Raw genomic sequence first — 12145 nt, 5'->3', positions numbered from 1 at the left:
TTATATTGTGCTACATAAATGGTTAAAGATGAAATAGCTTGTTTATTTCAAGGCGTATAGCATGAATATCGTCGTCGCATTGTTTCCCCTCGTTGCATTAATAGCGATGGGCTATATGCTTAAATACACACAGTTTGTTCAGGATGAATTTTGGGCAAATTCAGAAAAACTCAATTACTATGTTTTATTTCCTGTGCTGCTATTTTTGAATGTATCAGCCGTGCAATTGGATATGAACACTGTTTCACGAATGTTGACAGTACTAGTTGCGGGCACCTGTTTGATCAGCATCGTGTTGTGGGGGATCAAGCAGTTTATGGATATCCCCGTGCAGCGTTTTGGCGTGTATATCCAAAGTCATATCCGTTTTAATACCTATATTGGTTTGTCGCTCATGGGTGCTTTATTTGGCTCCATAGGCATGCAGATGTTTGCCATGTTAATTGCCGTTGCCGTCCCCTTAGTGAATATTATTTCAGTCTTGGCGTTTTCAAATTTAAGTGTGAAGCAATTAGGGCAGACCTGTCAGTCCATCGCAAAAAATCCCTTAATTTTAGGCTGTGTTGCAGGGGTATTGTTTAATTTATCAGGCTTGAGTCTGTTTGAAGGCTTACCTGAACTATTAAAAATCTTGGCAGCCATGAGTTTACCGCTCGGACTACTTTCTGTTGGGGCAGCATTACAGTTTCAGCAAATGCGCGCCGATCTACGTCGTTTAAGTTTAAATACGATAGGGCGTCTCATGTTAATGCCATGTATTGCTTATCTATTGAGTACTTGGATGGGTCTGACTGATTTTGAGCGAATGATTTTAGTGGTCTTTTTTGCTTTGCCAACTGCATCATCGTCTTATATTTTGACACGCTATTATCAGGGCGATTCACAACTGATGGCGGCGATTATTAGTGTACAAACCATTGGTTTTGGCTTGATGTTTCCATTGCTCATGTTGACCGTGCATTGATTATGATGATATTCAATAACGCCGGTATTAAATAAGATAAAAAAGCCCGCATCATGCGGGCTTTTTTTGGTACTCGAAATTAAGCAAATTTTGCCAATACTTCGAGGAAACCTGCGCTTTGACGTGGATATTGAGCAATCACGTCATGAATACGCTGACCTTCAGGATTAGTTGCGTTCACATCACGACCATCGGCAACGAATTGAGTCAAAAGACGCTCATAGTCATTTGGACGCATATGTTTGAAAGCATGGTAAAGCACGTGAAAGTCGCCATTCACTCCTTCAGGAGGAAGCTGAGTAAGGTAGGCAAATACACGCTCATCTGACCATTCTTCGTTGAACGTTGCTGGCTGAGATAATGCCATCGCAATCTCCTTGCTGGTTTAAAAATACAAAAAGGCAAAAATGAGTACGCAAGTAAAATGGTTTTATTCGCCATCTCTAAGTTAAGCGACTCATTTTATGGTTGGATCAAAAGTTATTTTTTGTTATCCCGTTTACCCGAAGCAAAACTTTTGATCTGACAAAGGAATAAAACTAATCCAGCCCACTCAAAGCAAAGCTTCTCGTCTTGCGGCTGGGTAAAGCAGCGCTTTACTGATCCAGCCTCACATTTTGCCTTGATTCAATTTACTTGGCTAATCAGAATTCAGATTAACGTTCTTCAGGCAAATTGATATTCATTTCAAGCATTTCAATATTCGCTTCAGAACGAACAGACATTTGAATATGTTGCTCATCTACACCACGAACATAGCGGTTTACCACTTGCATGATTTCTTTTTTCATCATGTCGATCTTGTCTTGGCTGAGGCGTTTACCCAGACCATTTTCAGATGCCACGATGACTTTTAAACGGTCTTTTGCCGTTTGTGCGCTTGACGGTTTCTCGTCGCTGCTAAAAAGTTTGCTCCAGAATCCTGCCATGATTACGCTCCAAATAGACGTGCTAACCAACCCTTAGGTTTTACCGTAATGTGACGGTAAGGGCGCTCTTCACCAAGGAAACGTGCAACAAGGTCATCATACGCTTGGCCAGCCGCTTCTTCTGTAAACAGAATCACTGGTTTACCTTCGTTCGATGCTTGTAGAACGCTTTTACATTCAGGAATAACACCTAAAGTCGGTACGCGTAAAATATCTTTTGAAATGTCATCAATCGTCAACATCTCTTGTTTATCCGCACGTTCTGGATTGAAACGTGTAATACAGAGATGCTTACGGATACGACCTTCGTTTTGTTCTACTTTTTTGGTTTTGCTGTCGAGCATACCAATAATACGGTCAGAGTCACGTACCGAAGAAATTTCTGGGTTCGTCACAATGATCGCTTCATCAGCATGATACATTGCTAAAATTGCACCACGTTCGATACCCGCAGGTGAGTCACAAATAATGTAATCAAACTCTTGAGAAAGTTCGTCCATCACACGTGCTACACCTTCATCTGTTAACGCGTCTTTATCACGGGTTTGAGATGCAGGTAGAATGTAGAGATTTTCAATATCTTTATCGCGAATAAGCGCTTGTTGTAATCGAGCTTCGTTATTTAATACGTTTACAAAGTCATATACAACGCGGCGTTCACAGCCCATGATCAAGTCTAGGTTACGTAAACCCACATCAAAGTCGATCACAACAGTTTTGTGGCCGCGAAGGGCTAAACCTGTTGCAAAAGATGCGCTTGTAGTTGTTTTACCTACGCCACCTTTACCTGATGTTACGACAACAATTTTCGCCACCGAATCCACTCCTGTTATGGTTTAAATCCCCTTTTTTAATTAGGGGTTTGGTGATTATTTATACATTAAAATTGCAAAGCTTCAAATACTAGCTCTTGCTGGTCATTCAAATAAATATGTACTGGCTGTTTGACCACATGAGGTGGAATGTCATCAGCGACACAGTAAGTCCCTGCAATTGAAACCAATTCAGCTTCTAATGAATGGCAGAAAATACGTGCAGCCGTGTTCCCACCAGCTCCGGCAATGACTCTACCACGAGCACTACCATAAATATGTATATTTCCTGAAGCAATTACTTCTGAACCGCTATTAATACCAGCATTAATAATGATATCGCCATGGTCTTGGACTAAACATTGACCTGTACGCAAAATTTCATTGTGATACGACGTAGCATGACGAATGGTCGGTACTTCGACTGCAGCAATTTTATCTTTGGTTTTTTCTTCTGCAGGCGCGGGTTCTTCAACCACTTGTTCGCGTGTCGGTTTAACTTGTTGTAGTTTGCGATCCACAGGAACTACGGGAAATTGGATAGCACGTGCTTGGTCCGATAGCGGACCTTCAGTGACACCAATCGGTTGAATTTCAATACTAATAAGTAGTTGAATCAGTGCAATTAGTTCTTGATCAACCGTACTTTCAATCACGGCTAATGTTCCGGGTGGAAAAGCCTTTTGGAACATTGGAGTAAGTTGCTGGCGGATCGCATCATGATCATTGGTATCGAGGTGAATGCGAATCGCATTGACCATTTTGCCTTTTATCCGTATATCAGCCATATTGAATCCTTGAGACTTCTAACTATTACTTTTGTGCCGAAGTAGTTATGTTGTAAATAGAGCAAATCCTAGAACAATTTGCATGAATACTCTAGCGGAGTTCGCAATTATTTTTGACTAAGTGTTTATTCTGTAGCTTGGTCCTGTTCCTTCATAATCTGCTGCCACTGTTTTACTTTCACTTGCTTACGAATAGCCTCTAGACTTTCAAAAACCGCAGAGCGAACCAACTCATCCAGCTGGGCATTATTTTCGATTTCAATACGGCTAACACGCTGTGAAATGTCTAAATATAGATTGGGTTTTTGAGCCGTCGATGTATTGGGATAAGCCAATGGGGAAATTAAACCTTGGGTAATATTTTCACCCAAACGTTGCCCGATACTTTGAATCTGCTGTTCAATGCGGCTGCCAACGATTGGCACTAAGCGCAATAGCTGCGTGAGTTCTGGAGTGTCTTCGATGGCCTGACTGACGATTTGTCCGACATTTTTGGCGATCAATTCACGTTCAGTACGTAGCTCTTTGCTTAAATTTTCTTGCAAAATCTCAGCTAAAACTTGGGTGAACATCTCACGGTGATGCTGCACAAGATTACTAATTAGGTCTTTATGGGTTGTACTGGTATTGAGCTCATGCTTAACACCATCTAACACGGTAAGTACCACACGATCTGACAGTTCTTCCATCACGACTCGATAGTAGAACAATGCCTTTTTCTGCCATGCAGAAGGCACGATTTGATAGCCCATTTCATACAGTCGATAAGCAATAATGCCCGCACGAAATAAACGCAGGAAACGTAAATGCGGCACAATAGCTAAAATTTCGTACCAATGTATAAACGGGAAGAAGAACCAGCGCTGATGGTGCTTGTTGATGATGGCAATCGCCCAGCGCACCAACAATTCTACAATCAAAAAGATAATGAACCACGCTTCGGTGGTAATCACCCATGGATGTAAATGTTCACGGTAAAAACTCAGCACATCGGGCAGGTGGATACTGTTAAAGAACCAACTGCCAAGATTGCTCATGAGGAAAAAGTTCATGCACAGGCAGAACAAGTTAAAAACAATAATAAACACCATGAATATGTCATAAATCAAAAACAGTTTGAATGACCAACTGTTTGGATTGACATGATGATATTTAGATTTCTTGTTTTGCGGTATGCTGTTCTGCGACATAAAACTTCTTCTTAATTATTCAGTAACTGAGTATTTAGCTTTCATACGAGTAATGAGTTGGTCTTTCTCCGTCCACAGCTCATCCACCCAATGCTGAAATTTTTCACGGAACTCTGCGTCATCTTCATAGTTGCCGCCATGCACCCACGTTGGAATTTCAATTTTACGTAAATCCACGGCGATACGTGGAACTTCACCTAGCCAAAATTCGCCATAACCTGGTGCACCATTTGGATAGACGATGGTCATATCTACGAGAGCATCAACTTGATCCCCTAAAATATTGAGTGCCAGTGCTAAACCACCCGCTTTCGGCTTAAGAAGGTTTTGATACGGTGATTGCTGCTGCACATGTTTTTCAGGGGTAAAGCGAGTGCCTTCCAAATAGTTCAGCAGGGTAAAAGGCTGGCTCAATAACTGTTCACAAGATTTACGCGCTTCTTCCATATCTCGATATTTAAGTTCAGGATTTTTCGCGATTTGTTCTTTACTGTGTCGTTTCATCATTGGGAAGCCTAAAATTTTAAAAGCTTGTCCAACAAATGGAATGAAAATGAGTTCCCATTTGGTAAAGAAACGCGTCAGTGGCATACGGGTTAAACCAAAATATTGGTTAACTGTTGTATCGACCCAACTCTGATGGTTACAGGTCATGAGATAGCGACCATGCAAATTTAAGTCGAGGCCTTCATCGATGGTGATATCCCATTTTGTGTTGGGTAAAACGTGATCAATTAACCAGTTATTGACCGTGAGCCAACTGTTGGTAATTTTTATGTTGGTTTCATCAACCTTTTTTGATTTTTTAAAGAGTTTGGTTAGACCAAGGGCTAGTACAGGAGGACCATGGAAAAAAGTACTGCCTGTCATAACTGAACCGACGGTAAGTCCTTTGCTAATTTTTTTTAGTGTCGGTTGCTTATTTGTTTGAGATGACATATAAAAAGTCCTAGCGGAAATTGTCCAAATAATGATTGATTCTAATAAATATAGTTCGAGTTGATTAAATAAAAAAGGGCATCTGCAGAACTGTGAAGAAATTGTGATGGAATTAACAAATAAATCTCGTATTCATATTACAAATTGTAACTAAACGTTTTATTATTAACAAAAAATCAATGGTTCAGCCATTTGTTTTACTTCATCATTTCAACCATACAACAAAACACAAAGAAGGAGGCATGCAATGCGTGCACTAGTAATTTCGGCAGTAGTTGGGGCAATGGCACTTACTGGTTGTCAAAACATGGAATATGACAAAGCAGCAATCGGTACTGGTCTAGGTGCTCTTTTAGGCGCTGGTATTGCTTATTCTAATGCTGATAAAGACAAAATGGGTCAAGCAGCTGCAATTGGTGCTGTAGTTGGTGGTGGTGCAGGTCTTCTTCTTGATAAGAAAGAAAAACGTCTTAAACAAGAATTGGCTGGTACTGGTGTTGACGTAGGTCGTAATCCAGATGGTTCGATCAACCTTGTTATGCCATCAGTAACTTTCGCAACTAACTCTTCAACTATTCAATCTCAGTTCCAATCTGCATTGAATGATGTTGCTAAAGTATTGCGTGAAGACGGTACTGCAAACAAACTTGCAATCGTTGTACACGGTCACACAGACAACACAGGTTCTGATGCGATCAACAACCCACTTTCTCAAAACCGTGCAAACTCAGTGAAAAACTACCTAGCGTCTCAAGGTATTTCTTCAACTCGTATTACTGCACGTGGTTACGGTTCAACTTCTCCAGTAGCGGATAACTCAACTGCTGCAGGTCGTGAACAAAACCGTCGCGTAGAAATCTCAGTTTACGAAACTAAATAAGTTTTAGTTCGAAACGAAAGGCCACCCTCGGGTGGCTTTTTTTTATGGCATTTTTAATGACCGATAAAATACATTTTGCATTAGGCAAGATCGTTTCAGATGACTATAATCATCCTCGAATTAATAAGAGGAAAGACTATGTCACTGGCAAGTCAGTTGAACGACAAGCAACTTGAAGCAATGAAATACACTCAAGGACCCTTGTTAGTACTTGCAGGGGCAGGTTCAGGCAAAACATCGGTGATTACCCGTAAAATTGCCTATTTGGTGAAGCATTGTGGTATTCCTGCGCACCGTATCACCGCGATGACCTTTACCAATAAAGCTGCGCGTGAAATGAAAGAGCGTGTGACGAAGCTGATGAGCCGTGAAGAGGCAAAAGGGCTGTCGGTTTCTACATTCCATAACTTCGGGCTAAACATGCTCCGTTTGGAATTAAAAAATACACCACTGAAAAATAACTTTTCAATTTTAGATGCAGATGACTGCAAACGCATTTTGATGGACTTAATGCATCGCGACAATTTATCCGGTGCAGAAAGTAAAGAGCTGATTGCCAAAGCCATGAAAATGATTTCAGATTGGAAAAACGATCTGATTCCACCTGAGCAAGCGCATACCACCTGTGAAACAGCAGAAGACGTTCAGTTTGCACATCTGTATCAACTGTATGAGCGTAATTTACGTGCCTACAATGCTGTGGATTTTGATGATTTGATTGTCATGCCGACGCGCTTATTACAAGAAAATGCAGAAGTGCGTGATCGTTGGCAAAATCGAATCCGCTATTTATTGGTCGACGAATATCAAGATACCAACACCGCGCAATATATCTTGGTGAAATTACTCGTGGGTGTCATGGGACAGTTCACCGCGGTAGGTGATGATGACCAATCGATTTATGCATGGCGTGGTGCTAAGCCTGAGAATATGGCTTTATTGAAGGAAGATTTCCGTAATCTGAAAGTGATTAAACTTGAGCAAAACTATCGCTCGACCAGTCGTATTTTAAAAGCTGCCAATACAGTTATTGGCAATAACCCACATATTTTCGATAAAAAGCTTTGGTCAGATAAAGGCCATGGTGAAGTGATCCGCGTGATTACTTGTCGTAATGACGATGATGAATCAGAACGCGTCGTAAAAGACTTGATTACGCACAAGCTGATGAACGGTAAAAATTGGAAAGACTACGCCATTTTATACCGTGGTAATTTCCAAGCGCGTGCTCTAGAGACACAGCTACGCCAAATGCAGATCCCGTATAAATTATCGGGTGGTCAGTCTTTCTTCGCTCGTGCTGAAATTAAGGACTTGATGAGCTACTTGCGTCTGATCATTAACCCTGAAGATGACAGCGCATTCTTACGAATTATCAATACGCCAAAACGTGCGATTGGTCCTGTGACTTTGGAAAAGCTTGGTCTATTTGCGCAGGAAAGTAATTTATCTTTGCTCAGTGCAGCAGGGGATCAGCGCTTGAGCATGGCGATTCCGAAAAAAGCCACAACCCAATTGGCCGAATTTGCGGACTTTATTTCGACCTTTACCCGTGAATTATTAGAAGATGATGAGCCTGTTCCCATTATTCGTCGCATGATGATTGAAGCAGGTTATATCGACTATGTGAAAGAGTCTGCAGCGACGCCTGCGCAGGAAAAAACCAAGCTGGATAATATTGAAGTGCTATATAGCAGTATTCAAAGTTTGATTAACCGCGCTGAAGATGTAGATGAAAAGAACATTGAAAGTGTGATTCGTAAGATGGTGCTGCTCGATATGTTAGAACAGCAACAAGAAGAAGAAGACACCGATAAAGTCAATTTGTTAACACTTCATGCGTCGAAAGGTCTGGAATTTCCATTTGTTTATTTGATTGGTCTGGAAGAAGAAATTCTACCGCATAAAAACTCCATTGCTGCTGACACGGTCGAGGAAGAACGACGTTTGATGTACGTGGGGATTACTCGTGCACGTCAAGGCTTAACTATGACTCTAGCAGAGCAACGTAAAGCCGGTGGTCAAATGCGACAAATGACACCAAGCCGTTTCTTGGACGAACTGCCACAAGATGAATTGGAGTGGTTAGGCCGCAAGAAAAAGCTGGCAGGGGATATCGATCCTAAACAGCAAGCACAGCATTATTTAGAAAATTTACGCGCGCTGATTAAGCGTTAAAGCTTAAAGCGTAGAATATTTTATTTATTTTTTGAAATTCGTTTTATTGAAACAGGAATGGACCATGAAAGTTCAAGTTAAAGTTCTCGACACACGTTTAGGTACGGAATGGCCAATGCCAACTTATGCAACAGCAGGTTCGGCAGGTCTTGATCTCCGTGCATGTGTAGAAGAGACTACCGTGATTGAGCCGGGTCAAACTGTTCTGGTAAAAACAGGCTTATCGATTTATATCGAAGACACTAACTTTGCAGGTTTAATTTTGCCGCGTTCAGGCTTAGGTCATAAACACGGAATCGTGTTGGGTAACTTGGTCGGTTTGATTGACTCAGACTATCAAGGTGAATTGATGGTATCTGTTTGGAACCGTAGCCAAACGGCATTTAGTCTAGAGCCGGGTGAGCGTTTAGCACAATATGTTTTAGTGCCAGTTGTACAAGCTCAGTTTGATATTGTAGATGAGTTTGAAGCCACTGAACGTGGTGCAGGCGGTTTTGGTCATACAGGTAAAAACTAATCAGCGCGAGACTTTTGATCCAGTGTGTTGACAAGTAAATGCCTACAATCAAGTAGCTAATAAAAACCATCCTCGTGATGGTTTTTATTTATATCATTTTATTTAAATTTTTAATTTATTCAAAATCAAATCTATATTTAGAGTGTTTAGGCTTTTATCAATATCGTTTATAGTCTTATCTCGAAAAAATTTAATTCTGATGTAATTACTCGGATTATATTTTAATAGAGAAGAATAAATTGCACCTTCTTTGTTGATTTAAATTTAATCAATTTACTATATTTGTACAGAGTGGAATAGGGATTTAAAAATATTTGAAAAGTAAAATAAATATAGATGAACGGGTGGTTTGATATTTTTTAAATTGTAAATTAATGATTTATATATAAAAATAATTTGTGGAAAATAGAAGTTTTGGGATTAATTTTTAAGTTTTTGATCAGTATTTAAATATTATTAATTGATTGTTAACTAAAATTGTTATAAAAAAGCTACACTTTTTTCAGGATTTTATCCTTTAATTAAAAGCTTAAATTCTCATTAGAGTTTTAGATTTTTTAATTAATAAAGATGTAATTAGAAGAACATAGTATGGGTTCACTGTTTAATCACTTTCCGCAACATATTTTTCGTGCATATGACATTCGCGGGAAAATATCGCTCTTAAATGCTGATTTAGTTCAGTCAATTGCTTGTGGCTTAGTCAAACAATATTTAGATGTAGGGCAAAAGAGACTTGCTATTGGCTATGATGCGCGTTTAACCAGTCCAACCTATGCAAAAATAATTCAAAAAGTCTGCCATGAGGCTGGCCTTGAAGCGGAAATTATTGGCTGCTGCTCAAGCCCGATGTTGTATTTTATTGCGGGACAATTTCAAGGCAATGGCATTATGGTGACGGCGAGCCATAATCCTAAATCAGATAATGGTATCAAGTGGATTATCAAAGGTGAGCCACCTTGTCCGGAGATGATTCAACACGTTGCAGTCGAAGCACGAAATTGTTTTTCATCGGAACGTGTGCATTTGATGACTGAACATGAGCCACACGAAATCAAGCCTGAATATTGTTTGGCCTATCAGAAATTTATTTTAGATGACATTCATTTACAGCAACCACTTAAAGTTGTGATCGATGGCATGCATGGTTCAGCTGGGCATTGTGCAGCCTTATTATTAAACAAATTAGGCTGTGAAGTTTTGGCATTACGTTGCCAAGCTGATGGACATTTCCCTGATCATGCTCCAGATCCATCACAGCTCAAACATTTAACTCACCTTCGCCAAGCCATACAGTTGCAAAAGGCTGATATTGGTATTGCTTTAGATGGTGATGGTGATCGTTTAGTACTGATTGATGAAACTGGCAAAGTGGTTTCTGCAGATCGATTATTATGTTTATTTGCTGAAATTTGTTTGACTCAAAAACCACATGCAGAAGTGGTATTTGATGTGAAATGTTCAACGATGATTCGCGATACTGTGTGTGATCTAGAAGCACAGCCTGTCATGATTCGAACAGGTAGTAGTTTCTTGCGAAAGTATATTTCCCAATCTAAAGGCAAAGCGGTTTTTGGTGGTGAATACGCAGGGCATTATGTTTTTAATGACGGTCGTGGTGGTGGATATGACGATGGTCTATATGCTGCCTTAAGGGTCTTAGAATATATTCAAGCTCAGGGACTGACATTGTCAGAAGCTTTGGCGAAATATCCGGAGCGCTTTAGTACCGAAGATTTATATGTCAGTACGCATCAGCATGATCCAGCGGAAGTTTTAAAGCAGGTTGAAGCTAATTCTGCGCGAATTCCGGCACAAATCAGTAAAATTGATGGAATACGCCTTGATTTTGATGATGGATTTGGCATCATTCGAGCATCGAATACGGGTGAGTATTTCACTTTACGCTTTGATGCCAACTCATCAGCACGCTTAAAAGAAATACGAGATCTGTTTGTTTCCATGTTAGTTGAGCACTATCCAGACATTGCTCATGACATTCCAGATGCTCAATAAGGAGAGGCAAATGCCACATCAACATACTGGCATCGACAAAGCACAAATCCTGACGGAAGCTTTGCCGTATATTCAACGTTTTGCTGGTAAGACGCTGGTAGTGAAGTATGGTGGTAATGCCATGACGGATCCTGAGCTTGAGAGCTCATTTGCACGTGATATCGTGCTGCTGAAAACGGTTGGTTTAAATCCGATTGTGGTACATGGCGGTGGTCCACAAGTGGATTCATTCCTCAAACAATTAGGCCGTGAATCAGATCGTATTGACGGTATGCGCGTGACAGACCCTGCAACGATGGAAGTTGTTGAGATGGTCTTGGGTGGCAGCGTGAACAAATCGATTGTGAACTTAATCAATAAACACGGTGGCCGTGCGATTGGTTTAACCGGTAAAGATGGTAATTTGATCCGTGCACAAAAATTGCTGATGGAAAAAACTGCCGAAGATGGCTCAGTAAAACAGATTGATTTAGGTCTAGTTGGCGAAGTGGTTGGTGTGAAAACTGACGTACTTGAAATGTTTACCCAAAGCGATTTTATTCCTGTGATTGCACCATTAGGTGTAGACGAAGACGGCAATACTTACAACATCAATGCTGACTTAGTTGCAGGTAAAGTGGCTGAAGCATTGGGTGCGGAAAAGCTAATTCTTTTGACCAATATCACGGGCGTTTTAGACGAAAATAAAAATCTGCTGACTGGGTTAACCACCCAAGAAGTCGATCGTTTGATTGAAACTGGCGTGATTTATGGCGGCATGATTCCGAAAGTTGGCTGTGCATTAGATGCAGTCAAAGGCGGCGTAATCAGCGCGCATATCGTTGATGGTCGTGTACCTCATGCAACATTGCTTGAAATCTTTACAGATCATGGTGTGGGTACATTAATCACCAATCGAACCAATGTGAAAAAAGCTTAAGATACTTAGCATT

General features: G+C 40.6%; 12 protein-coding genes. 6 read left to right on the top strand and 6 right to left on the bottom strand.

From position 1 onward, the window contains the following. The first annotated feature begins 61 nt into the window (after window positions 1-61). On the top strand, window positions 62-964 hold the full coding sequence (locus FTT85_RS05115) for an AEC family transporter (protein ID WP_180183033.1): 903 nt from the start codon (window positions 62-64) through the stop codon (window positions 962-964). Window positions 965-1043: 79 nt separating this feature from the next. Here FTT85_RS05115 and FTT85_RS05110 read toward each other — a convergent pair whose 3' ends face one another. The 6 genes from FTT85_RS05110 to FTT85_RS05085 all read right to left on the bottom strand — a co-directional run bounded on the left by FTT85_RS05110 (window position 1044) and on the right by FTT85_RS05085 (window position 5622). Then, window positions 1044-1331, bottom strand: a complete 288-nt coding sequence (locus FTT85_RS05110) for a PA4642 family protein (protein ID WP_067766167.1) — start codon at window positions 1329-1331, stop codon at window positions 1044-1046. A 289-nt stretch (window positions 1332-1620) separates the two neighbouring features. Continuing rightward, window positions 1621-1893 (bottom strand): cell division topological specificity factor MinE, encoded by a 273-nt coding sequence (gene minE, locus FTT85_RS05105; protein ID WP_078190039.1) that lies wholly within the window; start codon window positions 1891-1893, stop codon window positions 1621-1623. A 2-nt stretch (window positions 1894-1895) separates the two neighbouring features. Further along, window positions 1896-2708, bottom strand: coding sequence for a septum site-determining protein MinD (minD, locus tag FTT85_RS05100; RefSeq protein WP_067670152.1), 813 nt, complete (start codon window positions 2706-2708; stop codon window positions 1896-1898). 65 nt (window positions 2709-2773) lie between these two features. Then, entirely contained in the window at window positions 2774-3493 is a 720-nt protein-coding gene (gene minC / locus FTT85_RS05095; RefSeq protein ID WP_180183032.1) for a septum site-determining protein MinC, read from the bottom strand. A 125-nt stretch (window positions 3494-3618) separates the two neighbouring features. Continuing rightward, entirely contained in the window at window positions 3619-4683 is a 1065-nt protein-coding gene (locus FTT85_RS05090; RefSeq protein ID WP_180183031.1) for a preprotein translocase subunit SecA, read from the bottom strand. A gap of 15 nt (window positions 4684-4698) precedes the next feature. Further along, window positions 4699-5622, bottom strand: a complete 924-nt coding sequence (locus FTT85_RS05085) for an acyltransferase (protein ID WP_180105710.1) — start codon at window positions 5620-5622, stop codon at window positions 4699-4701. 247 nt (window positions 5623-5869) lie between these two features. On the opposite strand from FTT85_RS05085, the gene FTT85_RS05080 reads away from it, so the two are divergent. From FTT85_RS05080 to argB, 5 genes are all read left to right on the top strand, one after another. Further along, entirely contained in the window at window positions 5870-6502 is a 633-nt protein-coding gene (locus FTT85_RS05080; protein WP_168379081.1) for an OmpA family protein, read from the top strand. A gap of 138 nt (window positions 6503-6640) precedes the next feature. Beyond that, the gene (locus FTT85_RS05075; RefSeq protein WP_078193107.1) at window positions 6641-8680 is read left to right on the top strand and encodes a UvrD-helicase domain-containing protein; all 2040 of its coding nucleotides are present in this window, start codon (window positions 6641-6643) and stop codon (window positions 8678-8680) included. Window positions 8681-8744: 64 nt separating this feature from the next. Then, window positions 8745-9197: a dUTP diphosphatase gene (gene dut, locus FTT85_RS05070; protein ID WP_111885270.1), complete on the top strand. Its 453-nt coding sequence runs from the start codon at window positions 8745-8747 to the stop codon at window positions 9195-9197. Window positions 9198-9788: 591 nt separating this feature from the next. Beyond that, the gene (locus tag FTT85_RS05065) at window positions 9789-11213 is read left to right on the top strand and encodes a phosphomannomutase/phosphoglucomutase (RefSeq protein ID WP_180183030.1); all 1425 of its coding nucleotides are present in this window, start codon (window positions 9789-9791) and stop codon (window positions 11211-11213) included. 10 nt (window positions 11214-11223) lie between these two features. Next, window positions 11224-12132, top strand: a complete 909-nt coding sequence (argB, locus tag FTT85_RS05060) for an acetylglutamate kinase (protein ID WP_078190033.1) — start codon at window positions 11224-11226, stop codon at window positions 12130-12132. The last annotated feature ends 13 nt before the right edge of the window (window positions 12133-12145 follow it).

Origin of the sequence: Acinetobacter sp. YH01020, assembly GCF_013420275.1 — a bacterium.
GTDB lineage: Bacteria > Pseudomonadota > Gammaproteobacteria > Pseudomonadales > Moraxellaceae > Acinetobacter > Acinetobacter amyesii.
Note: the sequence above shows the minus strand (reverse complement) of the source record. Positions and strands in the feature narration are given on the sequence as shown.

Excerpts from the sequence above, each read along its gene's own strand:
- FTT85_RS05080 (WP_168379081.1), top strand. The coding sequence starts at position 5,870 with ATGCGTGCACTAGTAATTTCGGCAGTAGTTGGGGCAATGGCACTTACT.
- FTT85_RS05090 (WP_180183031.1), bottom strand. The coding sequence starts at position 4,683 with ATGTCGCAGAACAGCATACCGCAAAACAAGAAATCTAAATATCATCAT.
- argB (WP_078190033.1), top strand. The coding sequence starts at position 11,224 with ATGCCACATCAACATACTGGCATCGACAAAGCACAAATCCTGACGGAA.
- FTT85_RS05110 (WP_067766167.1), bottom strand. The coding sequence starts at position 1,331 with ATGGCATTATCTCAGCCAGCAACGTTCAACGAAGAATGGTCAGATGAG.
- minC (WP_180183032.1), bottom strand. The coding sequence starts at position 3,493 with ATGGCTGATATACGGATAAAAGGCAAAATGGTCAATGCGATTCGCATT.
- FTT85_RS05065 (WP_180183030.1), top strand. The coding sequence starts at position 9,789 with ATGGGTTCACTGTTTAATCACTTTCCGCAACATATTTTTCGTGCATAT.
- minE (WP_078190039.1), bottom strand. The coding sequence starts at position 1,893 with ATGGCAGGATTCTGGAGCAAACTTTTTAGCAGCGACGAGAAACCGTCA.
- FTT85_RS05085 (WP_180105710.1), bottom strand. The coding sequence starts at position 5,622 with ATGTCATCTCAAACAAATAAGCAACCGACACTAAAAAAAATTAGCAAA.
- dut (WP_111885270.1), top strand. The coding sequence starts at position 8,745 with ATGAAAGTTCAAGTTAAAGTTCTCGACACACGTTTAGGTACGGAATGG.
- FTT85_RS05075 (WP_078193107.1), top strand. The coding sequence starts at position 6,641 with ATGTCACTGGCAAGTCAGTTGAACGACAAGCAACTTGAAGCAATGAAA.
- FTT85_RS05115 (WP_180183033.1), top strand. The coding sequence starts at position 62 with ATGAATATCGTCGTCGCATTGTTTCCCCTCGTTGCATTAATAGCGATG.